This is a genomic window from Bradyrhizobium sp. USDA 3397, from assembly GCF_054060965.1.
Genome location: NZ_JBSSDS010000001.1, coordinates 464,330 through 489,112, shown reverse-complemented (window position 1 = coordinate 489,112; position 24,783 = coordinate 464,330). Strand labels below are relative to the sequence as shown.

Annotated in this window: 29 protein-coding genes; 11 read left to right on the top strand and 18 right to left on the bottom strand. The window is 65.5% G+C overall.

Annotated features, from left to right (window positions below):
* Positions 1 to 3 precede the first annotated feature (3 nt).
* A complete protein-coding gene (locus ACVWYQ_RS02285; RefSeq protein WP_456725388.1) occupies positions 4 to 741 on the bottom strand; it encodes a Crp/Fnr family transcriptional regulator in 738 nt (245 codons plus the stop codon).
* Positions 742 to 896: 155 nt separating this feature from the next.
* Here ACVWYQ_RS02285 and ACVWYQ_RS02280 point away from each other — a divergent pair, with 155 nt between their 5' ends.
* A complete protein-coding gene (locus tag ACVWYQ_RS02280; RefSeq protein WP_271547018.1) occupies positions 897 to 1,136 on the top strand; it encodes a hypothetical protein in 240 nt (79 codons plus the stop codon).
* 17 nt (positions 1,137 to 1,153) lie between these two features.
* A complete protein-coding gene (locus ACVWYQ_RS02275; protein WP_404541565.1) occupies positions 1,154 to 1,855 on the top strand; it encodes a Crp/Fnr family transcriptional regulator in 702 nt (233 codons plus the stop codon).
* On the opposite strand, the gene ACVWYQ_RS02270 is transcribed toward ACVWYQ_RS02275, so the two are convergent.
* From ACVWYQ_RS02270 to ACVWYQ_RS02260, 3 genes are all read right to left on the bottom strand, one after another.
* Positions 1,843 to 2,454, bottom strand: coding sequence for a cupin (locus tag ACVWYQ_RS02270; RefSeq protein ID WP_036000681.1), 612 nt, complete (start codon positions 2,452 to 2,454; stop codon positions 1,843 to 1,845). The two genes, ACVWYQ_RS02275 and ACVWYQ_RS02270, sit on opposite strands and share 13 nt — an antisense overlap.
* 113 nt (positions 2,455 to 2,567) lie before the next feature.
* Complete coding sequence (locus ACVWYQ_RS02265; RefSeq protein ID WP_157284589.1) at positions 2,568 to 3,053, bottom strand: SRPBCC family protein; 486 nt, start codon at positions 3,051 to 3,053, stop codon at positions 2,568 to 2,570.
* A complete protein-coding gene (locus ACVWYQ_RS02260; RefSeq protein ID WP_456725387.1) occupies positions 3,050 to 3,367 on the bottom strand; it encodes an ArsR/SmtB family transcription factor in 318 nt (105 codons plus the stop codon). Before ACVWYQ_RS02260 ends, ACVWYQ_RS02265 begins: the two co-directional genes overlap by 4 nt.
* Positions 3,368 to 3,634: 267 nt before the next feature.
* Between ACVWYQ_RS02260 and ACVWYQ_RS02255 the strand changes: the two genes are divergently transcribed.
* Positions 3,635 to 4,849 (top strand): hypothetical protein, encoded by a 1,215-nt coding sequence (locus ACVWYQ_RS02255; protein WP_271547024.1) that lies wholly within the window; start codon positions 3,635 to 3,637, stop codon positions 4,847 to 4,849.
* On the opposite strand, the gene gmk is transcribed toward ACVWYQ_RS02255, so the two are convergent.
* The 9 genes from gmk to ACVWYQ_RS02210 form a co-directional block, all read right to left on the bottom strand.
* Positions 4,782 to 5,441 (bottom strand): guanylate kinase, encoded by a 660-nt coding sequence (gmk, locus tag ACVWYQ_RS02250; protein ID WP_057028965.1) that lies wholly within the window; start codon positions 5,439 to 5,441, stop codon positions 4,782 to 4,784. The two genes, ACVWYQ_RS02255 and gmk, sit on opposite strands and share 68 nt — an antisense overlap.
* A 3-nt stretch (positions 5,442 to 5,444) precedes the next feature.
* Positions 5,445 to 6,332: a YicC/YloC family endoribonuclease gene (locus ACVWYQ_RS02245; protein ID WP_157284586.1), complete on the bottom strand. Its 888-nt coding sequence runs from the start codon at positions 6,330 to 6,332 to the stop codon at positions 5,445 to 5,447.
* 118 nt (positions 6,333 to 6,450) lie between these two features.
* Positions 6,451 to 7,734, bottom strand: a complete 1,284-nt coding sequence (mltG, locus tag ACVWYQ_RS02240; protein ID WP_456725386.1) for an endolytic transglycosylase MltG — start codon at positions 7,732 to 7,734, stop codon at positions 6,451 to 6,453.
* 127 nt (positions 7,735 to 7,861) lie between these two features.
* Positions 7,862 to 9,127, bottom strand: a complete 1,266-nt coding sequence (gene fabF, locus ACVWYQ_RS02235) for a beta-ketoacyl-ACP synthase II (RefSeq protein WP_128261997.1) — start codon at positions 9,125 to 9,127, stop codon at positions 7,862 to 7,864.
* Between the two features lie 108 nt (positions 9,128 to 9,235).
* Positions 9,236 to 9,475 (bottom strand): acyl carrier protein, encoded by a 240-nt coding sequence (locus tag ACVWYQ_RS02230; RefSeq protein WP_008551805.1) that lies wholly within the window; start codon positions 9,473 to 9,475, stop codon positions 9,236 to 9,238.
* A 312-nt stretch (positions 9,476 to 9,787) separates the two neighbouring features.
* A complete protein-coding gene (gene fabG, locus ACVWYQ_RS02225) occupies positions 9,788 to 10,525 on the bottom strand; it encodes a 3-oxoacyl-[acyl-carrier-protein] reductase (RefSeq protein WP_025035827.1) in 738 nt (245 codons plus the stop codon).
* A 12-nt stretch (positions 10,526 to 10,537) separates the two neighbouring features.
* The gene (fabD, locus tag ACVWYQ_RS02220; protein WP_404541572.1) at positions 10,538 to 11,497 is read right to left on the bottom strand and encodes an ACP S-malonyltransferase; all 960 of its coding nucleotides are present in this window, start codon (positions 11,495 to 11,497) and stop codon (positions 10,538 to 10,540) included.
* Between the two features lie 188 nt (positions 11,498 to 11,685).
* Positions 11,686 to 12,711, bottom strand: a complete 1,026-nt coding sequence (locus ACVWYQ_RS02215) for a fatty acid desaturase family protein (protein WP_404541574.1) — start codon at positions 12,709 to 12,711, stop codon at positions 11,686 to 11,688.
* 3 nt (positions 12,712 to 12,714) lie between these two features.
* A complete protein-coding gene (locus ACVWYQ_RS02210; protein WP_404541576.1) occupies positions 12,715 to 13,419 on the bottom strand; it encodes a TetR/AcrR family transcriptional regulator C-terminal domain-containing protein in 705 nt (234 codons plus the stop codon).
* Between the two features lie 351 nt (positions 13,420 to 13,770).
* Between ACVWYQ_RS02210 and rpsF the strand changes: the two genes are divergently transcribed.
* From rpsF to rplI, 4 genes are all read left to right on the top strand, one after another.
* Positions 13,771 to 14,238 carry a 30S ribosomal protein S6 gene (gene rpsF / locus ACVWYQ_RS02205; RefSeq protein WP_025035823.1) on the top strand — a complete coding sequence of 156 codons (468 nt, stop codon included), beginning with the start codon at positions 13,771 to 13,773 and terminating at the stop codon, positions 14,236 to 14,238.
* Positions 14,239 to 14,243: 5 nt separating this feature from the next.
* Positions 14,244 to 14,483, top strand: coding sequence for a 30S ribosomal protein S18 (rpsR, locus tag ACVWYQ_RS02200; RefSeq protein WP_007592020.1), 240 nt, complete (start codon positions 14,244 to 14,246; stop codon positions 14,481 to 14,483).
* 134 nt (positions 14,484 to 14,617) lie between these two features.
* Positions 14,618 to 15,595: a hypothetical protein gene (locus tag ACVWYQ_RS02195; protein WP_404541580.1), complete on the top strand. Its 978-nt coding sequence runs from the start codon at positions 14,618 to 14,620 to the stop codon at positions 15,593 to 15,595.
* A 50-nt stretch (positions 15,596 to 15,645) separates the two neighbouring features.
* Entirely contained in the window at positions 15,646 to 16,245 is a 600-nt protein-coding gene (gene rplI, locus ACVWYQ_RS02190) for a 50S ribosomal protein L9 (RefSeq protein WP_036000730.1), read from the top strand.
* Positions 16,246 to 16,359: 114 nt separating this feature from the next.
* Here rplI and ACVWYQ_RS02185 read toward each other — a convergent pair whose 3' ends face one another.
* The 3 genes from ACVWYQ_RS02185 to ACVWYQ_RS02175 form a co-directional block, all read right to left on the bottom strand.
* The gene (locus ACVWYQ_RS02185; protein ID WP_404541585.1) at positions 16,360 to 16,827 is read right to left on the bottom strand and encodes a PaaI family thioesterase; all 468 of its coding nucleotides are present in this window, start codon (positions 16,825 to 16,827) and stop codon (positions 16,360 to 16,362) included.
* A gap of 11 nt (positions 16,828 to 16,838) precedes the next feature.
* The gene (locus ACVWYQ_RS02180; protein ID WP_404541588.1) at positions 16,839 to 17,435 is read right to left on the bottom strand and encodes a TetR/AcrR family transcriptional regulator; all 597 of its coding nucleotides are present in this window, start codon (positions 17,433 to 17,435) and stop codon (positions 16,839 to 16,841) included.
* A gap of 108 nt (positions 17,436 to 17,543) precedes the next feature.
* Entirely contained in the window at positions 17,544 to 18,392 is an 849-nt protein-coding gene (locus tag ACVWYQ_RS02175; protein WP_271547043.1) for a prolipoprotein diacylglyceryl transferase, read from the bottom strand.
* A gap of 274 nt (positions 18,393 to 18,666) precedes the next feature.
* Here ACVWYQ_RS02175 and ACVWYQ_RS02170 point away from each other — a divergent pair, with 274 nt between their 5' ends.
* Positions 18,667 to 19,917: a class I SAM-dependent methyltransferase gene (locus ACVWYQ_RS02170; protein ID WP_404541592.1), complete on the top strand. Its 1,251-nt coding sequence runs from the start codon at positions 18,667 to 18,669 to the stop codon at positions 19,915 to 19,917.
* Between the two features lie 9 nt (positions 19,918 to 19,926).
* Here the strand turns inward: ACVWYQ_RS02170 and ACVWYQ_RS02165 are convergent, their stop codons facing one another.
* On the bottom strand, positions 19,927 to 20,133 hold the full coding sequence (locus ACVWYQ_RS02165) for a transcriptional regulator (RefSeq protein WP_404541594.1): 207 nt from the start codon (positions 20,131 to 20,133) through the stop codon (positions 19,927 to 19,929).
* A 551-nt stretch (positions 20,134 to 20,684) separates the two neighbouring features.
* On the opposite strand from ACVWYQ_RS02165, the gene ACVWYQ_RS02160 reads away from it, so the two are divergent.
* Together ACVWYQ_RS02160 and alr are read left to right on the top strand one after the other, a co-directional pair.
* A complete protein-coding gene (locus ACVWYQ_RS02160) occupies positions 20,685 to 22,190 on the top strand; it encodes a replicative DNA helicase (protein WP_036000744.1) in 1,506 nt (501 codons plus the stop codon).
* A 54-nt stretch (positions 22,191 to 22,244) separates the two neighbouring features.
* The gene (gene alr / locus ACVWYQ_RS02155; RefSeq protein WP_404546233.1) at positions 22,245 to 23,522 is read left to right on the top strand and encodes an alanine racemase; all 1,278 of its coding nucleotides are present in this window, start codon (positions 22,245 to 22,247) and stop codon (positions 23,520 to 23,522) included.
* Between the two features lie 141 nt (positions 23,523 to 23,663).
* On the opposite strand, the gene ACVWYQ_RS02150 is transcribed toward alr, so the two are convergent.
* Positions 23,664 to 23,879: a hypothetical protein gene (locus ACVWYQ_RS02150; protein ID WP_404541597.1), complete on the bottom strand. Its 216-nt coding sequence runs from the start codon at positions 23,877 to 23,879 to the stop codon at positions 23,664 to 23,666.
* A 39-nt stretch (positions 23,880 to 23,918) separates the two neighbouring features.
* Between ACVWYQ_RS02150 and ACVWYQ_RS02145 the strand changes: the two genes are divergently transcribed.
* On the top strand, positions 23,919 to 24,689 hold the full coding sequence (locus ACVWYQ_RS02145; protein ID WP_404541599.1) for an exodeoxyribonuclease III: 771 nt from the start codon (positions 23,919 to 23,921) through the stop codon (positions 24,687 to 24,689).
* Positions 24,690 to 24,783: the final 94 nt, after the last annotated feature.

Here is a 24,783-nt window from a genome sequence, read left to right as displayed (position 1 = left end):
CTATCACGCCTGACGCGGCGACTGCCGCTTCAGATGAAGATAGGCCGGACTGAAATCGCCGAGCCGCTGCAGCTCGCGCCATTTCAGCACGACCAGCTCGCCGTCGCGAAGATCCATCGCGCCGCTGCGCCTGATATCTGCGAGCGTCCGATTCACCGTCGCGATTGCCATGCCGAGCGTCTCGCCGAGCTGTGCGAGGCTAATCGGCATGCGGCAGCGATTGCCGCGCACCAGCTGCGCCGCGCGGGCACGGTAGAACAGCTCGCAAAACAGATGCGCCATGCGCGTCTGCATCGGCCGGGCGCTGTTGTTGGTGATGGCCTCGCGAAAGATCGCGGCGTCGCGCAGCGTCTCGCGCCAGACTGCGAGGGCGAAGGTCGGCCTCCGTCGGAACGCGATGAACAATTCGCGGTGCGGGATGAACGCAACCGACGCCGGCCCGAGCGCACTGAGCCCGTGATCCATCTGATCGATGAACAGCCCCTGCGCATCCGGAAGATCGCCGGTGAGGTGGAACGCCAGATATTGCCGCCGCCCGCTGCCGAGCAGGTGATAGCGGGCAACCATGCCGGAGACGACCAAAGCGGAATGCTCGGGCTCGTCGCCTTGACGGATGAAATCCTCATTGGGTGCGTAATCGCGCAGCATGAAGGTCAACGCGCGAATCTCGGCAATATCCTCCTCTACGAGCACCGTGTGCTCGCCGAGGTTCCGTATCAGCACGTCGTGAGCTCTTTCCATGGGGCGGCCAAAAATCTCGCCGGTTCTATCAAATGATACGTCCGGCTTGCGTTCAGCGGACTAGAACGCAGATCGGAAGCACAGGTTGCTAACCGGCTTGCGACGCATCGATCGCAGCCACGCCATTCCCCCGATTTCGGACGGCCGGCCTTCATATGAAAAGCACCACTCTCCTGGAACGCATCCGGCGCCTGTTCGCATCCGATGCCTGCGAGCATCTGGACAGCATCAGAGATGCCTTGCTGAAGGGAACACTGAGGGAGCCGGTTCGGCCGATGTCGGATCAGGAGCTCGCTCGCGCCATCCGCGAGTTCCGCTCCGTGCCGGTTTCCGACTGGACGCTTGCGAAACTGTCGCGTCGCCTGGCCGAGGCGTCCGTGCCGCGGGACGGCTGAAGCGGCACGCGAGGCTCATGCCACATTCGAAATTCATCGCCCGTCTCCAGGTGATCGAAGGCCTGTCCGAGGACGAGCGCCGGCAGATCGCGGACTTGCCGTCCACGCTGCGCCAGGTCGCGGATGGCGAGATCGTGCTACGCCAGGGTGAGGCCGCGACCCGCTGCGTGTTCGTCGTCAGCGGCTTCCTTTACCAGTCGCGCATCGTCGGCGACCGCAACCAGACCCTCTCCTTCCATGTTCCCGGCGACATGCCCTGCCTGCACACGCTGCTGGTCTCGCCGATGGACGCGGACCTCGTGGCGCTCGGCCCGACCATCGTCGGGACCGTCGCCCACAGCCAGCTCCGCCAGCTGCTCGACAGCTCGATCCACCTGACCCACGCCTTCTGGCGCGAGACGCTGATCGACGCGGCCATCTCGCGGCAATGGATCGCCCGCCTCGGCGCACAGGCGGCGCTGCCCAAGGTCGCGCACCTCATCTGCGAGCTCGCGGCAAGGCTGGAGATCGTCGGCCTCGTCAAGCGCAACTGCTTCCAGATGCCGATGACGCAACGCCACGTCGCGGACGCCTGTGGCCTGTCCATCGTCCACGTCAACCGCACCATTCAGGAGCTGAGGCATCGCGGGTTGATCGCCTGGGACGGCAGCGAGATCGAGCTGCTGCAGCCCGACGAGCTGCGCAGACTTGCGGATTTCACGCCTGATTATCTGAGCTGAGCGGACCGCCACGCGGCGAGCAGCGGTCCACCGCTCCCCAGCACGGGATCCGTCTTCGGCTTGCGGACCTTCGCGATGCGCTTGACCGCGTCGGGACGCTGGCGCGTGTCGGTGCACTCGTCATAGGTGCCGTCCTGCGGGTAGGCGCCGACGACCATAAAGTCCCGGCTGGATTCGATCAGCCGGTGGCCGGTGCCCGCGGGCAGGACCAGCACGTCCCCGGCCTTCAGTTTCAGGATGCGGCCCTTGATCCCGCCGCACTCGATCCTCGCCGTGCCGCGCGCCACGCCCATCACTTCATGGATCTGGGAATGATAGTGGACGAAGTCGTACACGGTGTCGCGCCACGACCGGCCCCAGCCGTTGGTGTCGAACAGCGTGTCGATGACGACCTCGGGCGGAAAGCGCCGACCGTTCAGCTTCACCGCGCCGCGATAGAGCAGCGCCGGGAAGCGCGGATGGTTCGGCACGATGCCGTCGTCGCGAAAGTGCATGGCCGTCGGCTTGCGGGCCCGCACCAGCCCCCGTAGCGTCGCCGCATCGGGCTGCTCCTCCACCAGCTTCTTGGCGAAGTTCTTGATCTGATCCTTGACCGGCATGACCTCTCCTCAGCCGCGAAATAACGGCTGCGGAGGTGAGAAGTTTCCGGGCCCGATCGGAGCGCCCGACAGGGCCTCTCCTCATCATGAGCGCGGCATTGGAAGGAAGCGCGTCAACGCTCGCCGGCAATCCGCTCGGCAAACTGCCGAAGATAGAGCGGCCAACCCTGATCGCTGTCAACGCCGCTGCGGACGCCTTCCCAGCCCTCGCCATGCCGATCGAGGTGACGGTGCTCCAGCTCCAAGCGGGTCCGGCTCGGTGTCTCCGCAATGAACCGGACCTCCCATTCACTGGTCTTGGCGGGATCGGTTTCGATTTGCCAGCGCGGGCTGATGTCCCAGCTCAAGAGGACTCGATTGGGTGGTTCGAACGCCAATACGCGCGCCCAGCGGCATTCGCTGCCGTCGATCCCCCGATCATAGATGCTTCCGCCTACACGAGGTTCGAATACGGTCTCTGCGATGGGAACGGCGAGCAGATTGTGCTCGCGCGGCTTGAAGCTGCCGAAGTCCTCGGTGAAGACCTTGAACGCGCGCTCGATCGGCGCCTCGACGACGATGGCATGCTTTACGGGCGCAATCGATACACGTGTGTTCATCTGGATCCCTCCGGTGGTTTTTCGACGGCTAGTTTGTAAGCGGCCAACGTGTCGCTCCAGAACCGGTCGAGCCAGGCGCGCATCTGTCCGAGCCCCGTCGGGTCGACGTAATAGACGTTGCTGGCGCCCTTCGGCTCTGCACGAACCAAGCGGGATTCGCGCAGCACCTTGAGATGCTGCGAGACGGCCGACTGGGACACCGGCAGCTGTCGCGTGATCTCAGCGACGGTGCGTGGCCGTGCGCCGACAAGCTCGAAGATCCGCCTGCGGGTGGGATCGCCGAGTGCGGCCAGTTGTGCGCTGTCTTTAGCCATAGCCACTCACCGCCCGATGCCCCGCTTGCTCGACCTATAATAAGTTATGACTAATGATTAGTATGAACTTATTATCGTGTCAATCGGCTCAGGTCGTGGCATGGAACTCTGATCGTGGCGTTGGAAAGTCTTATCCGGCGGCGGAACGAACGCCGCGCGGGCCCGATTCAAGCCACATCCTCTCCGGATTTGCGGCTCATTGCCACCCAAGTCTTTGATGACAAAGGGGTCGTTAAGAGTTGCGTCATGCGTAACCGGGAGACCAGGATGGGCAACCGCACCGCAAAGTTCGTTTCGACCCTCGTCGCCAGCATTCTTGCGGGCGCGCCGTTGGCCGCGGTATCACAGAACGCGCCGACACCATCGAGCACGGCCAATGCGGCGCCCGACTGCCTGGCTTCGCCGAAGGATGCCGCGCCGCAGGGCCAGCACTGGTACTACCGCCTCGATCGCACAACGAAGCGCAAGTGCTGGTATCTGCGCGCCGCAGGCGGCAAAGCCGCACAGACCGCGCAGGCGACGACCGATACGTCCGAGCCGGACGCAGCATCGCCGCAGGCCGTGCAGAACGCGCGCGCAGAATATATCGCGCCGCAGACGAGTGCCGCAGCGGGCACGCCGAACATGGCCGCGCCCGCGCCGGCCGCGGCGAATGCACCCGCGGTCGCGCCGCAGCCGAGCAGCGTCGCCGAAACCAACGCGCAGCAGCCGGCCGTGACCGCGCGCTGGCCCGAGGCCTCCACAGCGTCCACCGCCCCAGCGCCTCAGCCGGCGCCAACCACGCTTGCAGCAGCCGCGCAGCCAAACGCGAAGCCGTCAAAATCCCCTGCTCCGCTCCCGCCCGCGGCCGATGGCACGACTGACAAGTCCGGCGGTTCGCTGCAAATGCTGATGCTCGTGATCGGCGGTGCGCTGGCGCTTGCTGGCATCCTCGCCAGCGTCATCTACCGCTTCGCCGGCGGACGGGTCCGCGCCCAGGCCGCCGACCGCCGCGGGCATTGGGACGATTGGGCGCCGCAGGACCATGACGGAAGCCACGCGCCCTGGCGGGATTCACCACCGGCCGCCGCCCAGCCGCCGCGCCCGATCGATTTCGATGCGGCACGTCCGCAACCGACAAAACAAGTGACGAAACTCGCTGCGATCGGCCGCGAGATCGAGCTGATCGACGCGCGCAAGCAACTTGCCGCCAATCCGGCCGCAGAACCCGTCGAGACCAGAAGCAACAAGGTCGAGAACGAGACGGTCGAGAAGATATTCCAGCCCGTCGCCGCAGCGCCCAAGCTCGCCGCTGTCGAGAGCGGCAAGGCTCACGATGACGCGCCGGCGGGTCGGGACGCCGATGCGGTCGACGTCGACGTCATCACGACGATGCTGGAACAGTTGGCCAAGCAAGGGCCGCGCCTGTCGCGGCCTAACCTTGAAGCTGACCTTGCAAACTTCGCACGAAGCCTACGAGGCCAATCCGCCGCTCGCGCTTGAGCCGTTCCGCCTTCAGGATCGACTGCACCTCGGCGAAGGCTTCGTCGACCGCGTGATTGATCACGATGTAGTCGTACTCGGCCCAGTGGCTCATCTCGTCGCTGGCGCGGCTCATGCGCTTGCGGATCACCTCGTCGGAATCCTGCGCGCGCGAGTGCAGGCGCTTCTCGAGGTCGGCCGCCGAGGGCGGCAGGATGAAGACGCTGACGACGTCGGCGCGCGCCTTCTGCTTCAATTGCTGGGTGCCCTGCCAGTCGATGTCGAACAGCACATCCTGGCCGGCCGACAACGCCGCATCCACGGGACCGCGCGGCGTACCATAGTTGTTGTCGAACACCGTCGCCCATTCCAGCAGTTCGTCGGCCTTCACCATGGCATCGAACGTCGCCTTGTCGACAAACGTATAGTCCTTGCCGTTGACCTCGCCCGGCCGCATCGCGCGCGTGGTCGCAGATACCGACATTTTCAAGCCCGGCATCCGGTCGATCAGCATGCGCGACAGCGTCGTCTTGCCCGCGCCTGATGGCGAGGACAGCACGAACATCAATCCGCGCCGCTCGACACCGTCAGTTCCGTGACCGCCCGTCGTCATGGATCACTCCAGATTCTGCACCTGCTCGCGGAACTGCTCGACCACGTTCTTCATGGCGAGGCCCGTGTTGGTCAACTCGATGTCGTTCGACTTCGAGCAGCAGGTGTTGACCTCGCGGTGAAACTCCTGCGCCAGGAAATCCAGCTTGCGCCCGATCGGGCCGCCCTTGCCGATCAGCTCGCGCGCCTGCGCGATGTGGGAGGCGATGCGGTCGAGCTCCTCGCGGATGTCGGCCTTGGTGGCGATCAGGATCGCCTCCTGCATCAGGCGATCGGAATCGAAACGGTCGGAGGTATCGAGCAGCGCTGCGATCTGCTCAGCGAGCTTCGCCTTGATCGCCTCCGGCTTGCGGCCGGGCGCGGCCTCCGCTCTCTTCGCCAGCTGCTCGATCTCGTCGACGCGCTGGGTCAGGATCTGCCCGAGCGAAGTGCCCTCGCGCTTGCGCATCGCAACGAGCTCGTCGAGCGCCTTGTCGAAGGCCTCGGCGGCCGCGGCGCGCGCCGCCTTGTCCTCCTCCTCGTCGCCCTCGGGCTCGGCGACCTCGACGACGCCCTTGATGGCGAGCAGGCCGTCGATGCTCGGCGCCACCGCGTCGACCTTCCCCGAGATCAGCGCGGCGGCCTTCAGCACCGCGTTGAGCACGTCCTCGTTGATGCGGACGGTGGCGGCGGCATTGGTGCGCTTGACGGTGAGATTGGCATAGACGGTGCCGCGCGAGAGCAGCTCGCCCGCGCGCTTCTTGGCATGGGCCTCGAGCTCGTCAAACCCCTGCGGCAGCCGAACGCGCAAGTCGAAGCCCTTGGCATTGACCGACTTCAACTCCCATTCGAACGTATACGGCCCGCTCGCGCCGTGGCATCTCGCAAAGCCGGTCATGGACGACAGCGCCATCAGTTCAAATTCTCCAGGAACACGGGATTCGCGAGGCTATCAAGCCACGCGAATCTTAAGACTATTTTGCCGGAAAGTGGAATGCGTAATGCCCGCCAGCTGGTCTGCGCGCGGGCTTTTAGCGCTGGACCACCGGCGGCGAGCCCTGCACCGCGCCCTGCCGGGCCGGTGCGGAATTGGCGGGACCAGCCGGGCGCGCCGACGGCGGCTTCTTCTGCTGATTGGGCCGTGCCGGCGTGGTCGCAGTCGGCGCGTCGGCGGCGCCGGGCCCGGCAGCCGCCGGCGGCTGCGCGTCCTCGGGCGGCTCGACCGTGTCGTTCTGGATCTGCTTCTCCATCGCGCGGAGCTTGGCGACGTTCTTCTGGTGCGCGTCGTAGGTCTCGGTGAAGGCGTGCCCGCCGGTGCCGTCGGCGACGAAATAGAGGTCGCGGGTGCGGGCCGGGTTGGCGGCAGCTTCGAGCGAGGCGCGGCCCGGATTGGAGATCGGGCCCGGCGGCAGGCCGTCGATCACGTAGGTGTTGTAGGGCGAGGGCTGCGTGATCTCGCTGCGCTTGATCGGCCGGCCCAGCGTTCCCTTGCCGCCGACGATGCCGTAGATGATGGTCGGATCGGACTGCAGCTTGATCCGCTGCTTCAGCCGGTTGACGAACACCGCGGCGACGCGGCTGCGCTCGTCCGCCTTGCCGGTTTCCTTCTCGATGATGGACGCCAGCGTGACTAGCTGCTCCGGCGTCTTGACCGGAATGTCCTGATTGCGGCGCTCCCAGATCTCCGACAGCACACGCTTGTGCGCCTGCTGCATGCGCTGGACCACCTGCTCGCGCGGGGTGCCGCGCGGGAATTTGTAGGTCTCCGGGAGCAGCGTGCCTTCGCGCGGCAGCTCGCGCACGCTGCCGGTGAAGATGTCGTTGTCGGACAGCCGCGCCACGATCTGCTCGGAGGTCAGGCCTTCGGGAATCGTCACGGCGTGCTGCACCACCTTGCCCTCGACGATGGTGCCGATGACGTCGCGCAGCGAGGCGTTCTTCTGGAAGGAATACTCACCCGGCTTGAGGTCCGAGCTCGCCTTCAACGCGGCGACGCTGGCGATGAACACCCAGGGATTGACGTCGGTCACGCCTTCCCGGTTCAGCGTCTCGGCGATGTCGCGCTTGCCCGCACGCTGCGGGATGTTGACGATCTTGTCCTCCTTCAGCGGTCCGGGCGCCTCGAGCACCTGGCGGCCGTAATAATAGACGCCGCCGGCGCCGAGCATGGCGATCAGCAGAAGGGTGATGATGGCGTTGCCGACGACGACGAACGGATTGCGCGCGCGGTCCGACCGCTTGGGCGGCGGCGGAAGTTGCTCGGGCTCGAGCGCGGCCCGCGGACTCCGGGGTGAAATGGGCGGCCTTTCACTCATCGAAACAACCTGAATCCTGCCGGTTCAATAGCGGCCCGACAATCGCTTGCCCTGCCAAAAACGCACGCGCCCACGTCCATGACTATCGCCGAATACGGCAAAACGGTGGATTCGTCTCAAACACAAACTAACTGACTAGGCGCCGGACGATCACCGACGCATTGGTACCGCCAAAACCAAAAGAGTTCGACAACGCGACGTTGACCTCACGCTGCTTCGCCTTGTGCGGCACGAGATCGATCGCGGTCTCGACCGACGGATTGTCGAGATTGATCGTCGGCGGCACGACATTATCGCGAATCGCCAGAATCGCGAAAATCGCTTCGATCGCACCGGCCGCGCCGAGCAGATGGCCGGTCGACGACTTGGTCGAGGACATCGCGACCTTGGAGGCGGCGTTGCCGAGCAGACGCTCGACCGCGCCGAGCTCGATCTCGTCGCCGAGCGGCGTCGAGGTCCCGTGCGCGTTGATGTAATCGAGATCGGACGGCGTCAGCCCGGCACGCTTGAGCGCGGCCGACATGCTGCGGAAGCCGCCATCGCCGTCGGGCGAAGGCGAGGTGATGTGATAGGCATCGCCCGACAGACCATAGCCGATCACCTCGGCATAGATCCTCGCGCCGCGGCGCCTGGCGTGCTCCAGCTCCTCCAGGACGAGGACGCCGGCGCCCTCGCCCATCACGAAGCCGTCGCGGTCCTTATCGTAGGGACGCGAGGCCTTTTCGGGAGTCTCGTTGAAACCGGTCGACAGCGCGCGCGCGGCGTTGAAGCCCGCAATGCCGATGCGGCTGATCGGCGACTCGGCGCCGCCCGCGACCATCACGTCGGCATCGCCCAGCGCGATCAGGCGGGCGGCATCGCCGACCGCATGCGCGCCGGTCGAACAGGCCGTGACCACCGAATGGTTCGGTCCCTTCAGTCCGTGCGCGATCGAGACGTAGCCGGAGGCGAGGTTGATCAGGCGGCCCGGAATGAAGAACGGCGACACCCGGCGCGGCCCGCGCTCCTTCAGCAGGATCGCGGTGTCGGCGATGCCGTTGAGGCCGCCGATGCCGGAGCCGATCATGGTGCCGGTCGCGCACTTGTCCTCTTCGGTCTCGGGATGCCAGTTGGCGTCGTCGAGCGCCTGGCCGGCCGCGGCCATGCCGAAGATGATGAAGTCGTCGACCTTGCGCTGGTCCTTCGGCTCCATCCACTTGTCCGGATTGAAGCTGTCGTTCGAGCCGTCGCCGCGCACGACCGTGCAGGCGATCTTGGTCTGCAGATCGGAGACATCGAAGCTCTCGATCCTGCGCGCACCGCTTTCGCCGTTGAGGATGCGCTTCCAGGTCGGCTCGACGCCACAGCCGAGTGGCGAGACCATGCCGAGACCCGTGACGACAACCCGCCTCATATCCGAAAACTCCGCATCGAAAGAATCACGGCCAATAACAAGAAACCGGCTGACCGCTGCGAAGCGGCCCGTCCGGTTTCAATGTTGTCCCCGCGAAATTGAAGAGCCTTAGCTCTTCGCGTTCTTCTCGAGAAACTTCGTAGCGTCGCCGACGGTGAGAATCGTTTCCGCAGCGTCGTCCGGAATCTCGCAACCGAATTCCTCTTCGAACGCCATCACCAGCTCGACGGTATCCAGACTGTCGGCGCCGAGGTCGTCGATGAAGCTCGCGTTGTCGACAACCTTCTCGGGTTCAACACCAAGGTGTTCGACCACGATCTTCTTAACCCGCTCGCCAATGTCACTCATTGCTTAACCTCGTGTTGTTCCCTGTAGACCCGACCCCCCGGGACGATACGAGCCGTCGTGGTCGTTTGACTGCCTTCGCTTACGAACTTTGATTTGGCCCATCCTAACCGATGGAGGCCCCGGCGAACGACGGCCAAAGGCTCCGCATCGCCAATATACAGGGTTTCAAAAACCTGCAATGGCGTTCTTTGCCCATCCGTTGGAGGTCCGGTTATCATACTTCAATTGCCTTGACTACAAGCCTCATTTCGCTCCGGAAACGGCCGTTTGCCGCATGCCGCACCGCCGTGACAGGCGACGCGGCACGAGACGTCAGATCATGGCCATGCCGCCGTTGACGTGGATGGTCTGCCCGGTGACGTAGGCTGCTTCGTTCGAGCTCAGATAGACGGCGGCCGCTGCGATGTCCTCGGGCGTCCCGAGGCGGGCGGCCGGAACCTTGGTGAGAATCGTTTCGCGCTGCTTGTCGTTGAGCGCATCGGTCATCGGCGTCTTGATGAAGCCCGGCGCGATGCAGTTCGCGGTCACGCCACGCTTGGCGTATTCGGCCCCTAACGTCTTGATCATGCCGATCAGGCCGGCCTTCGACGCAGTATAATTGCCTTGCCCGGGATTGCCGGTGACGCCGACCACCGAGGTGATGGCGACGATGCGGCCGAAGCGCTTGCGCATCATCAGCTTGGTCGCGGCGCGCGCCAGGCGGAAGGTCGCGGTCAGATTGACGTTGATGACCTCGTCCCAGTCCTCGTCGCGAAGCTGCACGAAGAGATTGTCGCGCGTGATGCCGGCATTGGCGATGAGAATGTCGACCTGGCCCATCGCCGCCTCCGCAGCGGGCACCAGCGCCTCGACCTCATCGGCCTTGGAGAGATTGCAGGGCAGCACGTGGGCGCGCTCGCCGAGCTTGCCGGCGAGCTCGTCCAGCACCTCCTTGCGCGTCCCTGAAATGGCGACGGTGGCGCCCTGCGCGTGCAGCGCCTGCGCGATCGCGCCGCCAATGCCGCCGGTCGCGCCGGTGACGAGCGCCTTTCGGCCAGTCAGATCGAACATTGATGGGCTCCTTTAAGCCTGCTTCGCTGCGGCCAATGCATCCTTGGCGGCGGCAATATCGTTCGGGCCGCCGACCGCAATGCCGACGGCGCCGTCCGCGATACGCTTGACGAGACCGGTCAGCACCTTGCCGGCGCCGATCTCGAAGAAGCGGGTGACGCCCTGCCCGGCCATGTAAGCCACCGACTCGCGCCAGCGCACCGTGCCGGTGACCTGCTCGACCAGGCGGCGGCGGATCTCGTCGGGATCGGTGATGGCGCTCGCCAGCACGTTCGACACCAGCGGGGCGGCCGGCGCCTTGATCGTGACCTTCGACAGCGCCTCCGCCATGGCATCCGCAGCCGGCTGCATCAGCTTGCAATGGAACGGGGCGGACACCGGCAGCAGCATCGCGCGCTTGGCGCCCTTGGCCTTGGCGATCTCGACGGCGCGATCGACCGCAGCCTTGTCGCCGGAGACGACGACCTGGCCGCCGCCATTGTCGTTGGCGGCCTGGCAGACCTGCCCCTGCGCCGCCTCGCCCGCAACTTCCATGGCGGCCTCGTAGTCGAGACCGAGCAGCGCGGCCATCGCGCCGGCGCCGACCGGGACCGCCTTTTGCATTGCGAGACCGCGGGTGCGAAGCAGACGCGCGGTATCCGAAACCGTCAGGCTGCCGGCCGCCGCCAGCGCCGAATATTCACCGAGCGAGTGGCCGGCGACGAAGGCAGCATCTCGTCCCATGGAAAAACCAGCCTCCGCCTCGAGCACGCGCAAGGTCGCGACAGACACGGCCATCAGCGCCGGCTGGGCGTTCTCGGTGAGCTGGAGAGTTTCGGCCGGACCTTCCCAGATGATGGCCGTCAGCTTCTCCCCGAGCGCGGCATCGACCTCGTCGAATACGGCGCGCGCCACCGGGAAGGCGTCGGCCAGGGCCTTGCCCATGCCGACAGCCTGGGAACCCTGCCCAGGAAATGTGAATGCAGCCGTCATCGGCGCTCCCTGCTGTCAGGCATGATCCCTGTTCTGAACCGGCAGCCGATTTACGCCCGGCCTTAGGCCGGGGTTCCTTGGGCCATGGTTCCGGATCATGCTCCAAAGGGGGCCGTAGACACCGTCCGGGGCCGCACTGTCAAGCCGAGACGGGAACCTGGAGCAGCATTCAACGGGGAATGAGCCCCTCAAAACCCGCCGGCGGTCTGGTTGGCATCGACGTCCGCTCCTGCCCGCGCGCGCCGCGCACTGTTCACCAGTTGCCCCGGCCGATCCTCGCGGTTCGGCTTTGCCGTGGCCAGCCGCAGCACCGCAGCGTAGTTCGGCTGCACTTCCATGCGATCGGCGTACCGGCTCGCACTCAGCAGCCGGTGCACCTTCGGCAGATTGTAGCAGGGCACGTAGAACAACAGATGATGCTCGAGGTGATAGTTCACGTAATACGGCGCGATGAACAGGCGCTCGAGAAAATTGGCATGCGTCGTGCGCGTGTTGCGCAAGGGGTCGCTGCTATCGGGGACGACGGCGTGCTCGGCGATATTGCGGATGCGGGTGATGACCATCATCCACGTCAAGAGCGGCACCAGCCAGAGCAGCGGATAGGCCCACCACACGCCGGCCGCGGCGAGCGCGGCAAACATGATCCCGTTGACCACACATTGCGGGCCAAGCATCTCCCAGAAATGCGCCGCGCGTCGCCGCCATGACCAGGCCCTTGGCCCGAGCGCGTTGAGCAACTGCGCCTTGCGCTGCTGATAGCCGGTCTGCCCGGTGATGTCGCGGATGAACTTGCGACGATAGCTCAGCTTCGTGATCGGAAACGGCGCCGACAGCACCAGGTCGGGGTCGTCCTCCTGCTGGGTGCGCGCATGGTGCTGAAGGTGATAGCGCCGGTAGCTGCGCGTCTCCGCAAACAGCGGATAGGCGCAGAACCACTGACTCAGCGTCAGATTGGTTTTCTCGTCGGCGGACAGGCAGCCATGTGCGCCGTCATGCATCAGGATCGCAAGGCCGAGCTGGCGCGAGCCGATGATGGCGACGGCGAAGATATAGGTGAGCGGATTGGGCCACCACGCGACCAGCGCGATGGCTGCAATGATCAGCGCCCAGGCGTGCGCGATCAGCGCAGCGCCTTTCCACGTCGCGCGCTGGCGCACCTCGGCCAATTGATCGTCGGTCAGGAAATCGCGGGCACGCATGCGAAGCGCGGTCATGGCCTAACCCTTTCCATTCGAATTGTCGGATGCCTCGCGCGCCTCGACGAGACGCAGGCGCCCGGTGTCTTCAGTGGATTTCGCCTGCTCGCCCAGCACGCGCAGCATCTCGGCGCAGAGCGCCTCGGGCGAGCGGCCCATCGCATAGCCCTCGAGAATGACGCCGATGGCGACCGCCCAGAAGCGCCGCGAGCTTTCGTCGGGCGCGCGCAGCGAGCGCCAACCGTGCCGCTCGACCTGCCCCGCATAAGCGCGCGCACCCTCGCTGTGCAGGCGCTCGATGGTGCGCTCCACCAGTGGCGCGAGATCCTGGCGACGCCGCGTCAGCGTCAGCGCCTCGGCGAAGAAGGCGACCGAATCGCTCGCCGTCACGGTCTCGGCCAGCGCGTGGGTGTATTCCCCGGGAGTCCGCGCCTTGAGCGCCGCCTGCTCGGTGGCCCGTGCCAGATACAACAGATCCCGGCAGGCGCATTCGACGAACAGCGCCTCCTTGGTGCGGAAGTAATAGGTGATCTGGCTCGGGAACGCGTCCGCGGCGGCCGCGATGTCGGTAATCGACGTGCCTGACAGCCCCCGCTCCCGAAACAGCGGGCTCGCAGCATCCAGGAGCAGTGACCGCATCTTGCGGCCGGCCGAGCGCGTCGCGCGCGCGGCGTGCTTGGGGTCGCCTGCCGCTTCGAGCGGCGCATCGGCCGACGCTTCCACTATGGAATCCTCTCCGCTGATTTATTTGTATGTTATACAAACAAATAGATCAAGCCGAATCTTGGTATTGGAGGATGGGGCTCTTGTTCCCGGTTGGAGGGGCGGACCGGCTCGGCTCGAAGATGCCCCTCCACCTTGCAAAGCCGGCCAAAATCCGTATAAGGCGCCCATCCGCAGACCCCGGCCGGGAGCTGAACGGACGGTCTCAGCAAATCATTCGTGATTTTGATGTGGCAGGGCCAGTCGGCCCGTCGTCCCGTGTTTCCGCCTTCTGAGCTTGATCCCAGAGTCCTTTCCGAAGGCCTCTTAAGGGTTTGACGCCGGGCGATGCGCCAACATGAGGAAAGGACGACCATGCCTCTTTACGAGCATGTTTTTCTCGCGCGTCAGGACGCGAGCCCGCAGCAGGTCGAAGAGCTGACTGCGCAGATGACCGGTATCGTCGAAGGTCTCGGCGGCAAGATCACCAAGACCGAGAATTGGGGCGTGCGCTCCCTCACCTACCGGATGAACAAGAACCGCAAGGCGCACTTCGTGCTGCTCAACATCGACGCGCCGTCCGCGGCGATCGCCGAGATCGAGCGCCAGGAGCGCATCAGCGAAGACGTGATCCGCTATCTCAGCGTCCGCGTCGAGGAGCTCGAGGAAGGCCCGTCCGCGATGATGCGCAAGGCCGACCGTGATCGCGAGCGTGACGACCGCGGCGGTGGCTTCCGCGGCGAGCGTGAAGGCGGCTTCCGTGGCGACCGCGAGGGCGGTTTCCGCGGTGATCGCGGTCCGCGCCGTCCGCGCGACGAAGCTGAAACCACGGATGGGGAGTAAGACCAATGGCTGAAGCTGGTGCACGCCGCCCGTTTTTCCGTCGTCGCAAGAGCTGCCCGTTCACGGGCGCCAATGCTCCGAAGATCGACTACAAGGACTCCAAGCTCTTGATGCGTTACGTCTCCGAGCGCGGCAAGATCGTGCCGAGCCGCATCACCGCGGTGTCCGCGAAGAAGCAGCGTGAGCTCGCCCGCGCCATCAAGCGCGCGCGCTTCCTGGGCCTCCTGCCCTACGTCATTCGCTGATACGACCAATTCGACCGGCGGCGCTAGCGCCGCCGGTCGCAACTTTTTCGAACTCATAAGGCTTCCGGGTCGTCCGGTCGCCGATGGTTGGGGCAAGCGACGCCTCTAACCGCTCGAAGGGAGCGGGACAGCTGATGATGGCCTTTGGACTGATAGCCCTGATCGCCGGCGCTGCGTCGGCCCTGATGTTCGCCTCGATCATCTCGGGCGCGCTGATCGCGCTTGTCCTGTTCTATCTCGCTCCGCTCCCCCTGATGGTCGCCGCGATCGGCTGGGGCCCGCTTTGCGCGAGCCTCGGCGGCATCGCTGCCGCGATCGGCCTTGGCGCCCTGTTCGGCCTGCCCTACTGCATCGCCTTCGCCGTCACCGTCGCGTTGCCGGCGTGGTGGCTCGGCCATCTCGTCCTGCTCGGACGTCAGGTGGGAAGCGCCGCGTCTGCGACCGGCACCGCGCCCTCCGCGGAGCCGGACGTCGAGTGGTACCCGGTCGGCCGCATCCTGCTCTGGATTGCAGGCTTCGCGACGCTGACCACGATGGCCGCTTTGCTCACGCTCGGGACCGACGCCGAGACCATCATCGGCACGTTGCGCCGTGGCCTGACGCGCCTCCTGCGCGCCACCGACACGCAAACTTCGGGCGAAGCCAGCCAGTTCGTCGACGCGCTGGTGCGCATCGCACCCGCCGCCGCCACGATTGCCGCGACGATGACGCTGACCCTCAACCTCTGGCTCAGCGCCAAGGTGACCGCGACGTCGGGCCGGCTGCGCCGTCCCTGGCCGGACCTCAAGACCACCGAGCTGCCGCAGATGACGCTGGTGGTGCTGTGCATCTCCCTCGCCTTCTGCTTCACCGGGGGGCTGCTTGGCATCGTGGCGCAGATCGCCACTGCCGCGCTGTTGATGAGCTATGCGCTGGCCGGTTTCGCCGTATTGCATACGCTGACGCTCGCGCTGAACGGCCGCACGTTCTGGCTCGGCTCGACCTACGCCGCCGTCGTCGTGTTCGGATGGCCCGTGGTCGCGATGGTGATCCTTGGGCTTGCGGATGCCTTGTTTGGTTTGCGCGAACGCTTCCTGCGCAGCCGGCAGCCGCCGCCACTGCCTACCCCCTGAGTTCAACCCGAAACTGAAACCTTCGAGAGCACTTCAAAAGGAGAACGAATATGGAAGTCATTTTGCTGGAACGCGTCAACAAGCTCGGCCAGATGGGCGAAGTCGTGAAGGTTCGCGACGGCTACGCTCGCAATTTCCTGCTCAAGCGCGGCAAGGCGCTGCGCGCCACCGCCGACAACCGGGCCAAGTATGACGGCATGAAAGCCGAGCTCGAAGCGCGCAACCTCGCCTCGAAGGCCGAGGCGTCCAAGGTCGCAGAGAAGATCGAGGGCAAGAACATCATCGTGATCCGCCAGGCCTCGGAAGCCGGCCAGCTGTTCGGCTCGGTCAACGTGCGTGACATCGTGCTCGCGTTCGAAGCCGACGGCGTTTCGCTCGCCCGTCCGCAGATCCAGCTCGACGCGCCGATCAAGACCATCGGCAAGCACTCGATCACCGTTGCCGTTCATCCCGAAGTCGAGGTCGAGATCACCGTCACGGTTGCCCGCAGCCAGGACGAGGCCGAGCGCATCAACCGCGGCGAGGACATATCGACCCGCAACGAGGATCGCGACGCGGCCGCCGAGGCGATCGCCGCCGCCGGCGAGTTCTTCGATCCGGAAGCCCAGCACGACGAGGTCGCGCCGGCGCCGGCTGCGGAAGAGAAGTAAGCCACAACTCGTCATGCGCGGGCTTGACCCGCGCATCCATCGTCAAAGAAGCTTTCTTGATGGATTGCCGGGTCAAGCCCGGCAATGACGAAGAAACAACGGAGCCCGGCTGCCTCACGCGGCCGGGCTTTTCGTTTTCGCAACGACGTCCTCGCTCAGCATCGCGATCGAGGCCAGCGCGGTGGCCGTATGCTTCTCGACGCCGTCGCTGACGCAGAACACGTCGGCGGCGACCACCGCGACCTGGCGGCCCGGCTTGATCACCCGGGCGCGGCAGATCAGCTTTTCGCCGACCGCAGGCGACAGCAGATTGAGCTTGTATTCCGCTGTCAACGCCGGCTGGCCGCGCGACGTGGCGGCTGCGATCGTGGTGGCGTTGTCGACCAGGAAGGCGGTGACGCCGCCATGGAAGAAGCCGTGCTGCTGTAACAGCTCCGGCCGGCGCTCCACGGCGATGGTGCAGGTGCCGCGCGCCAATTCGGAGAGCTCGGCGCCGACCAGGTTCATGAAACCCTGCCGGCCGATATTGGCGTGGATGCGCTCGGCAATCGGCGCAAATTCCGGATCAGCTTCGGCCCGCATGCGATCTCCCCTTATTGCTTGTTGATGCGATCGAACGGCCTCAGCGCACGATTGGCGCAGGCGATCAGCGTGTCCGCCTCGATGCGCGGATCGGTGCGCTCGCGACCCGACAGATAGGCGCGGCAGAAAATCTGCGCCGGACCGATCAGCTGGCTAACGAACATCACCGGCGTCATCGGGAGAAGTTCGCCGCTTGCGACAAGCGGCGCGCGCCAGCGCTCAATGCCTTCGGCAAGCCGCGCATTCTGCGCCCGCTGGGCGTCGCGCACGTCTTCGCCCCACTCGCTGCGCGAGATCTCGAAGAGGTAGCGCGCCTCGCGCCGGCTGGTGACGATCCAGTCGAGATGCGCCCGGATCAGGCGATCGATGCCCTGCTCGGCGTCGGGGCCGGGATCGAGCGCAGCCAGTATCGCGGCGTGATAGTGCCGCAGGACCTCCAGAAACAACGCACCGGCAAGTTCTTTCTTCGAACCGAAGACGTGGAAGAAGCTGCCGTTGGAAGCCCGCGCGCGGGTGCGGATCGCAGCCACCGTCGCGGCTTCGAAGCCGACGCGGTCGAACACGGCAAGGCCGGCCGCCAACAGATCGTCTCGTACGCTCGCCGTCATGGGCGCCTCCTAGAGCAATACTCTAGAGCACTACTCTAATGACGGTCAAGACGATGCGAAGGCCGCGGATGGGCGCCTTCGCATCGTCGATCGAAAGATCCGGGTGACTTAGCGCGAGATCGGCGGCGCCGGCGGACCGGAGGACGCAGGCGGCGCCGGCGGCGGCGGGGCTGCAGCGGTCGCGGGCGGCGCCTGTTCCTGCGGTTTGGCCGCGGGGGCCGGCTCGGCAGGTTTCGGAGCAGCCTCTTCCACCGGCTTGGGCGCGGCCGGCTCAGCGGGCTTGGCGGCGGCTGGAGCGGCCGGCGTCACCTGCGGGACCGGATCTGGCCGCAGCGCCGGCGTCTCGCTGCGCGGCTCGACCTTGGCGCTGTCAGGCTTGACGGGCTCCGGCTTCGGCTCGCTCTTCTTGTCGTCGCTCGCCGGCGCCGCGGCATCGACCTTCGGGGCTTCCTCCGTGTCGGGCTTGGCGCGCCGCTTGCCTTTGCGTGCCTCGGGCGCAGCCTCTCCCTCCGGCTTGGCACCCTCCTCGGCCGGCCGCGCCGCACGCTTCTGGCGCGTACCCTCGGCGGCAGAAGCAGCGCCCTCGCCGTCCGGCCTCGCGGCATCCTGCGCGCGCTGGCGCCGACCCTGTTGTTCAGGCGCGGCGCCGTCCTTCTTGGCGTCCTTGGCCTGATAGCGGGTGTCGGTGGCACCGTTCGAGATCAGATAGGCGGAGAGGACGCCCGCCATGTCCGAACTCGTCGTGTAGTGCTGGCGCAGGAATCCCGGCAGCGAGCCGGGCGACACGGACTTCAGCAGCCCGCGCGGGCTCTTGTGGCAGACATTGCAGGTCTGCGAGAACAGCTGCGACGGGGTCTTGCCAGCCTCGAGATTCGTCGCCTGCGCAAGAACGGAATTAGCCGCACCGAAGCCAATCAGAAGCAACACCGTCGCGAGGCTGAGCGCTCGGCTCGACATTCCCATCATCTCCGTTGAATTTCCGCAAATGCAGCCGGCATCCGGCGCGGCGGCGGTCACCTTTTAACCGATTGAGCCGCGAATGGAAGCAGGTCCGCGCGCAAGGATGTGATTAAGCGGTTTTCGAATATCTACTTTGAACACAGTGCAATAGCGCAGCCGGAACCGGCTCGCTAGATTTGAATGCAAACGCATAGGAACCGCTGCGGCGCCTGGGCGTCAGTTATAAAGGCCGGGTAGTCGCATCTTTCGGGTTCGCTCGAGAGGATTGCCGATGGACCGTTTGTTGCGTCGATTTCTGTCCCAATTCATCCGCCGCGGGTCGTTGACGGTGACCAGCGCGAGCGGGTCGAAGTTCACCGTCGGCGACGGCTCCGGCGAGCCGGTCGCAGTCCGCTTCGTCACTGCGGACTCCGAGCGGAGGGTCCTCGTCAATCCCGAGCTGGGGCTGGGCGAGGCCTACATGAACGGCGAGTTCGTGGTCGAGCGCGGCACCATAGCTGATGCCCTCGCGATCCTGCTCGATCAACCCGACCCATTGCCGCAGTGGGCAAAGCCGTGGTGGCACCTGCGCTACCTGACGCGGCACCTCAAGCAGTTCAATCCCCGCCCGCGCTCCCGTCAAAACGTGGCTCATCATTACGATCTCGACGGCCGGCTCTATTCGCTATTTCTCGATGCCGACAAGCAATATAGCTGCGCCTATTTCGAGACGCCCCAGATGTCGCTGGACGACGCGCAGCTTGCCAAGAAGCGGCACATCGCGGCGAAGCTTCTCGTCGGCAATGGCCAGCGCGTGCTCGACATCGGCTCCGGCTGGGGTGGCCTCGGGCTCTATCTCGCCGAGATCGCGGGCGCCGACGTCACCGGCATCACGCTCTCGACCGAGCAGCTGCAGGTCGCCAATGCGCGCGCCGCCGAAAAGGGCCTGACGGGCTCGGCCAGATTCCAGCTCCAGGATTATCGCGACGTCGAAGGTACGTTCGACCGCATCGTCTCCGTCGGCATGTTCGAACATGTCGGGGCGAGGTTCTACGACGCCTACTTCCAGCGCTGCGCCGAGCTGCTGAAGGAAGACGGCGTCATGCTGCTGCATTCGATCGGCCGTTCGCAGGGACCGGATTCGACCAATCCGTGGATCGCCAAATACATCTTCCCCGGCGGCTACATCCCCGCCCTCTCGGAGGTGCTGCCGGCGATCGAGCGCGCGGGCCTGCTGGTCTGCGACATCGAGATTCTGCGCCTGCACTACGCCGAGACGCTGAAGGCTTGGCGCGAGCGGTTCATGGCGCGGCGCGAGGAAGCCGTGCAGCTCTACGACGAGCGCTTCGCCTTGATGTGGGAATTTTACCTCGCGGCCTGCGAGATGACGTTCCGCAAGCAAGCCATGATGAACTTCCAGATCCAGATCACCCGTCGCCAGGGCGTGGTGCCGATGACCCGCGACTATATTCCGCAGGAAGAAGCCCGGCTGCGGGCCCGGGAGGGCGCGGCCATGCCGAAGCTCAAGCTGGCTGGTGAATAGGTCCGGATCCTAGTGACGAAGTGTCGAAATCCCGGACGTCCGGAAAGACGCCGTTAACGCCAATTGCGCCCGCAATTCCAGCAGGATTTCGGGGGCGACCGGCTGGCGACGCACCTCGGGCCGCTCCGCGTGCTTCATAGCCGCGATCAGCCCCGACAGCCAAAGCCGGCTGCCTGTCTCGCTTTGCCAGTTCTGGTGCTGCCGTTCTGGCTGCATCGCTCGCCTCGTATCCCTGTTGGCGGGGGAATGAGATAATCCCCTGCCCATCCGCCTGTTCCGGCATGACACCCGAAAGAATCCGGGGAGATGTGATCTGCTTCACAGAAGTCTGGTCGGGCCTGGCCTAGACCGTCGCCATGAGCAAAGAGACCCAAACCTCGTTTGACGTGCAGGACGACCTTCGCACCGATTACGCCCTGATCGTCACCGGCGTTGGGGCGGCCCTGGTTGCGCTGGTCTACCTCCTGCTGGTCTGAAGCCGAGCCGAATCGGTCAGCGAGCGTCATTTCGCGCGCTTCTCGATAGGTCTGCACGTCAGCCCCCCGGGTTCACGGATTTCAGGATTTTTCCGCGGCGCGATCACAGCTCTCTGCGCCGAGCGAGTTCCGCCAAAATCCAGTCAAGCGCGGCGCGTGCTGCGACTGCTAATCATCCACCATTTTAACTGAGCGGTTGATAGCGGTCAGCTTTTGCTTCCGCTTTGACCTGCGGCGGCGCTTTATCCCGGCCCCGCATCCGCCCAAGAAAATTGCTAAGCACGCCCGACCATGGCACTGACTGATTCGAACGTTCTCAAACTCGCGCCCGATGCCGGAACTCCCGCCTATCGGAGCGCACCGCACAATATCGAGGCGGAACAGAGCCTTCTGGGCGCAATCCTGGTCAACAACGACGCCTTCTACCGCGTCTCCGACTTCCTGGAGGCCAAGCACTTCTTCGAGCCGCTGCACCAGACCATCTTCGAGACCGCCGGCAGCCTGATCCGGATGGGCAAGATTGCCACCCCGGTCACGCTGAAGACGTTCCTGCCGGCCGATACCGATGTCGGCGGCATGACTATCGGACAATACCTGGCGCGGCTTGCGGCCGAAGCCACCACCATCATCAACGCCCAGGACTATGGCCGCACCATCTACGATCTGTCGTTGCGCCGCGACCTGATCGGCATCGGCGAGGACATGGTCAACGTCGCCTATGACGCGCCGGTCGACTTCCAACCGCGGGCGCAGATCGAGGACGCCGAGCGCAAGCTGTACGAGCTCGCCGAGTCCGGCCGCTATGACGGCGGCTTCCAGAAATTCTCGCAGGCGCTCACGGTCGCCGTCGATCTCGCAGCCAAGGCGTTCCAGCGCGACGGCAAGCTGTCGGGCATTTCGACGGGCCTGCGTGACCTCGACACCAAGATGGGCGGTCTGCAGCATTCCGACCTCATCATCGTTGCGGGACGCCCCGGCATGGGCAAGACGTCGCTGGCGACCAACATCGCCTACAACGTCGCGCAGGCCTACGTGCCGGAGCTTCAGGCCGACGGCACCATGAAGGCCGCCAATGGCGGCGTGATCGGCTTCTTCTCCTGCGAAATGTCGGCCGACCAGCTCGCCACGCGTATCGTGGCCGAGCGCACCGGCATTCCCTCCTCCCACATCCGCCGCGGCGGCATCACGGAAGCCGATTTCGAGAAGATCCGGCAGGTCTCGATCGAGCTGCAGTCGCTGCCGTTCTACGTCGACGCCACCGGCGGCCTGTCGATCGCGCAGCTGATGGCGCGCGCGCGCCGGCTCAAGCGCCAGAAGGGTCTCGATCTCCTGGTGATCGACTACATCCAGCTGCTCTCGGGCTCGGGCAAGCGCGCCAGCGACAGTCGCGTGCAGGAAATCACGGAGATCACGACCAGCCTGAAGGCGCTGGCCAAGGAGCTCAACGTTCCCGTGATCGCGCTGTCGCAGCTCTCGCGCCAGGTGGAATCGCGCGACGACAAGCGGCCGCAGCTCTCGGACCTGCGCGAATCCGGCTCGATCGAGCAGGACGCCGACGTCGTGCTGTTCGTGTTCCGCGAGGAATATTACCTCGCCATGAAGGAGCCGCGCCCCGGCACCGAAGAGCATGCCAAATGGCAGGCCGACATGGAACGCACGGTCGGCCGCGCCGAAGTCATCATCGGCAAGCAGCGCCACGGTCCGACCGGCACCGTCGAGCTGCACTTCGATGCCTCGGTCACGCGCTTCGGCGACCTCGCGCATGACGGCCAACTGCCGGACCGCAGCGACTACTAGATTGTTCCCCGGGTTGAACGGGGCCGGTCTCTTGCGTAAAACGACGCCATGACAATGGCGTCCGCCCCGAAATCAATCCCGCAATCCGGCCCCCTCTCCCCGGAGGCCAACCAGGCTGCCGCGCTCGCCGCCTTCGGCGGCGTGCTGACCGTCGATCTCGATGCGATCATCGCCAATTGGCGCAAGCTCGAGAAGACCGCGGTGCCGGCTGAATGTTCGGCGGTCATCAAGGCCGACGCCTATGGCTGCGGCGCCGAGCAGGTGTCGCGCGCCCTGAGCAGAGCCGGTTGCAAGACCTTCTTCGTCGCCACCATCGAGGAAGCGCGCAAGGTGCGCGCCGCCGTTCCGGAGCCCACGATCTACGTGCTCGGCGGCTATTTCCAGAACACCGGCGAGCACTACGCCAAGATCAATTGCCGTCCGGTGATCGGCGATCTCAACGAGCTCGCCGAATGGGACGTGTTCTGCCGCCGCACCGGCTGGAACGGGGGCGCCGCTGTTCACATCGACACCGGCATGAACCGGCTCGGGCTGACGCTGTCGGAAGCGCAGGCCATCATCCCCCGCATCAACGCCGGCGATCACGGCATCACGCTGGTGATGAGCCATCTGGTCTCGGCCGAGCAGCTCAACAGCCCGATCAATGCCAGACAGCTCGCGGCCTTCCGCAGCATCGCCAGCGAGTTCACAGGCGTGCCGGCGGCGCTCGCCAACTCCTCCGGCATCTTCCTCGGCGCGCCCTTCCAGTTCGACCTGGTGCGGCCGGGAGCTGCGCTCTACGGCGTCAACCCGACGCCGGAGGCCGACAATCCCATGCAGCAGGTGGTCGACCTCAAGGCGCGCATCGTGCAGATCCGCAGCATCGAGCGCGGCGATACCGTCGGCTATGGCGGCACCTGGACCGCGCGGCGGCCGACGAAACTGGCGATCATCGCAGTCGGCTATGCCGACGGCTATTTCCGCGCCGCCAGCTCCAATGACGGCACCCGCGGCGCCGATGTCATCGTGGCGGGCAAGCGCTGCCCTGTCGCGGGCCGCATCTCCATGGACCTGATCGCGATCGACATCACCGATCTGCCGCCGAACGCGGTGCGGCGCGGCCACATGGTGACGCTGCTCGGCGAAGGCATCACCGTCGACGAGCTCGCGCACCATTTCGGCACGATCGGCTATGAGGTGCTGACCAGCCTCGGCCACCGCTATGCCCGCGTCTACAAGGGCGGCAATGTCGAGGAGCCGCTGACGAAGCCGGAGCCCGCGTCGAACGCCGGGCAGCCGCCTTCCCCACCGCCGATCGAACAGCCGTCGGCGTTGCCGCCGCTGCCGAGTTAACACGCGCGCGTGCCCCGGACGCAGCGCAGTGCGCCGCACTTCGCGGCGTAGTGCGCTGCAGAGCCGGGGCCCATATCTCAACAGTTCACCGTGTCGCCTTCTGGATCCCGGCTCGCGCTCCGCGCGTCCGGGACACAAGGATTATTTCTTCTTTCTGCTGTCCAGCGCCGTCTTGCAGGTGGCGCTGAGCTGGTCGCGCTTGGCGTTGAGACATGCGACGATGCCGCCACCCGGCGCGATGCCGGCGCAGAATTTGTCGTAGTCCGCCTTGCACGCGCCGCGCGTTTCGGCTGACTGTGCCGTGGCCCCGGAGAACGCGACGACGAAGGCGGTAGCGGCAAAGCTTAACTTGGGCATTGTATCTCCGGAGACGAAAGGCAGAGCCGGTAGCTCTAGATGAAGATCGCGACATTCAACATCAACAACATCAACCGCCGCCTGCCCAATCTGGTGGCATGGCTGCGAATGGCGAAGCCCGATGTCGTCGCGCTTCAGGAGTTGAAGGCAAGTGATGGCGAATTTCCGGCGGCCGCCATCGAAAGGGCCGGCTATGGCGCGGTGTGGCGTGGACAAAGGACATGGAACGGCGTCGCCATCCTCGCCCGCAATGCCGAGCCCGTGCTGACGCGCGACCGCTTGCCGGGAAAGCCTGCCGATCTCGAAGCGCGCTACATCGAGGCCGCGGTGCGCGGCGTCATCGTCACCAGCATCTACCTGCCCAACGGCAATCCGCAGCCGGGACCGAAATTCGACTACAAGCTTGACTGGTTCGCGCGGCTGCGGCGCCACGCCGGGACCTTCATCAAGCAGGACCTGCCGGTGGTGCTCGCCGGCGACTACAATGTCGCGCCCACCGAGATCGATATCTATCCGACGCGCTCATGGGACAAGGATGCGCTGATCCAGCCGAAGAGCCGCGCGGCCTTTGCCGCGCTGGTCGAGCAAGGCTGGTGCGACGCGATCCGCGAGTTGCATCCGGACAAGCGCGTCTACACGTTCTGGGACTACAAGCGGAACCGCTGGCCGCGCGACGCGGGCCTGCGGCTCGACCATCTCCTGCTCAGCCCTGCCCTCGCCCCGCGCCTCGCCAAAGCCGGCGTCGACAAGAAGATCCGCGGCGAGGACGGCGCCAGCGATCACGCGCCGGCGTGGGTGGTGTTGCGGTGACCCAAATGCAGTCAGCAGCGGGCCGCCCGATAAAAGTATGAAAAACAACCCCATGCACAGTAGCCGACCTCTGTCCGCTCAATGACTTACGGGT

Excerpts from the sequence above, each read along its gene's own strand:
- gmk (WP_057028965.1), bottom strand. The coding sequence starts at position 5,441 with ATGACGACGGGCGGTCACGGAACTGACGGTGTCGAGCGGCGCGGATTG.
- ACVWYQ_RS02145 (WP_404541599.1), top strand. The coding sequence starts at position 23,919 with ATGAAGATCGCGACATTCAACATCAACAACATCAACCGCCGCCTGCCC.
- ACVWYQ_RS02270 (WP_036000681.1), bottom strand. The coding sequence starts at position 2,454 with ATGCCGGTCAAGGATCAGATCAAGAACTTCGCCAAGAAGCTGGTGGAG.
- ACVWYQ_RS02175 (WP_271547043.1), bottom strand. The coding sequence starts at position 18,392 with ATGTCGAGCCGAGCGCTCAGCCTCGCGACGGTGTTGCTTCTGATTGGC.
- fabD (WP_404541572.1), bottom strand. The coding sequence starts at position 11,497 with ATGACGGCTGCATTCACATTTCCTGGGCAGGGTTCCCAGGCTGTCGGC.
- fabG (WP_025035827.1), bottom strand. The coding sequence starts at position 10,525 with ATGTTCGATCTGACTGGCCGAAAGGCGCTCGTCACCGGCGCGACCGGC.
- rpsF (WP_025035823.1), top strand. The coding sequence starts at position 13,771 with ATGCCTCTTTACGAGCATGTTTTTCTCGCGCGTCAGGACGCGAGCCCG.
- fabF (WP_128261997.1), bottom strand. The coding sequence starts at position 9,127 with ATGAGGCGGGTTGTCGTCACGGGTCTCGGCATGGTCTCGCCACTCGGC.
- rplI (WP_036000730.1), top strand. The coding sequence starts at position 15,646 with ATGGAAGTCATTTTGCTGGAACGCGTCAACAAGCTCGGCCAGATGGGC.
- ACVWYQ_RS02150 (WP_404541597.1), bottom strand. The coding sequence starts at position 23,879 with ATGCCCAAGTTAAGCTTTGCCGCTACCGCCTTCGTCGTCGCGTTCTCC.
- ACVWYQ_RS02280 (WP_271547018.1), top strand. The coding sequence starts at position 897 with ATGAAAAGCACCACTCTCCTGGAACGCATCCGGCGCCTGTTCGCATCC.
- ACVWYQ_RS02170 (WP_404541592.1), top strand. The coding sequence starts at position 18,667 with ATGGACCGTTTGTTGCGTCGATTTCTGTCCCAATTCATCCGCCGCGGG.
- ACVWYQ_RS02245 (WP_157284586.1), bottom strand. The coding sequence starts at position 6,332 with ATGGCGCTGTCGTCCATGACCGGCTTTGCGAGATGCCACGGCGCGAGC.
- ACVWYQ_RS02160 (WP_036000744.1), top strand. The coding sequence starts at position 20,685 with ATGGCACTGACTGATTCGAACGTTCTCAAACTCGCGCCCGATGCCGGA.
- ACVWYQ_RS02165 (WP_404541594.1), bottom strand. The coding sequence starts at position 20,133 with ATGCAGCCAGAACGGCAGCACCAGAACTGGCAAAGCGAGACAGGCAGC.
- ACVWYQ_RS02285 (WP_456725388.1), bottom strand. The coding sequence starts at position 741 with ATGGAAAGAGCTCACGACGTGCTGATACGGAACCTCGGCGAGCACACG.
- mltG (WP_456725386.1), bottom strand. The coding sequence starts at position 7,734 with ATGAGTGAAAGGCCGCCCATTTCACCCCGGAGTCCGCGGGCCGCGCTC.
- ACVWYQ_RS02195 (WP_404541580.1), top strand. The coding sequence starts at position 14,618 with ATGATGGCCTTTGGACTGATAGCCCTGATCGCCGGCGCTGCGTCGGCC.
- ACVWYQ_RS02260 (WP_456725387.1), bottom strand. The coding sequence starts at position 3,367 with ATGGCTAAAGACAGCGCACAACTGGCCGCACTCGGCGATCCCACCCGC.
- ACVWYQ_RS02180 (WP_404541588.1), bottom strand. The coding sequence starts at position 17,435 with ATGACGGCGAGCGTACGAGACGATCTGTTGGCGGCCGGCCTTGCCGTG.
- ACVWYQ_RS02215 (WP_404541574.1), bottom strand. The coding sequence starts at position 12,711 with ATGACCGCGCTTCGCATGCGTGCCCGCGATTTCCTGACCGACGATCAA.
- alr (WP_404546233.1), top strand. The coding sequence starts at position 22,245 with ATGGCGTCCGCCCCGAAATCAATCCCGCAATCCGGCCCCCTCTCCCCG.
- ACVWYQ_RS02255 (WP_271547024.1), top strand. The coding sequence starts at position 3,635 with ATGGGCAACCGCACCGCAAAGTTCGTTTCGACCCTCGTCGCCAGCATT.
- ACVWYQ_RS02275 (WP_404541565.1), top strand. The coding sequence starts at position 1,154 with ATGCCACATTCGAAATTCATCGCCCGTCTCCAGGTGATCGAAGGCCTG.
- ACVWYQ_RS02265 (WP_157284589.1), bottom strand. The coding sequence starts at position 3,053 with ATGAACACACGTGTATCGATTGCGCCCGTAAAGCATGCCATCGTCGTC.
- ACVWYQ_RS02185 (WP_404541585.1), bottom strand. The coding sequence starts at position 16,827 with ATGCGGGCCGAAGCTGATCCGGAATTTGCGCCGATTGCCGAGCGCATC.
- rpsR (WP_007592020.1), top strand. The coding sequence starts at position 14,244 with ATGGCTGAAGCTGGTGCACGCCGCCCGTTTTTCCGTCGTCGCAAGAGC.
- ACVWYQ_RS02230 (WP_008551805.1), bottom strand. The coding sequence starts at position 9,475 with ATGAGTGACATTGGCGAGCGGGTTAAGAAGATCGTGGTCGAACACCTT.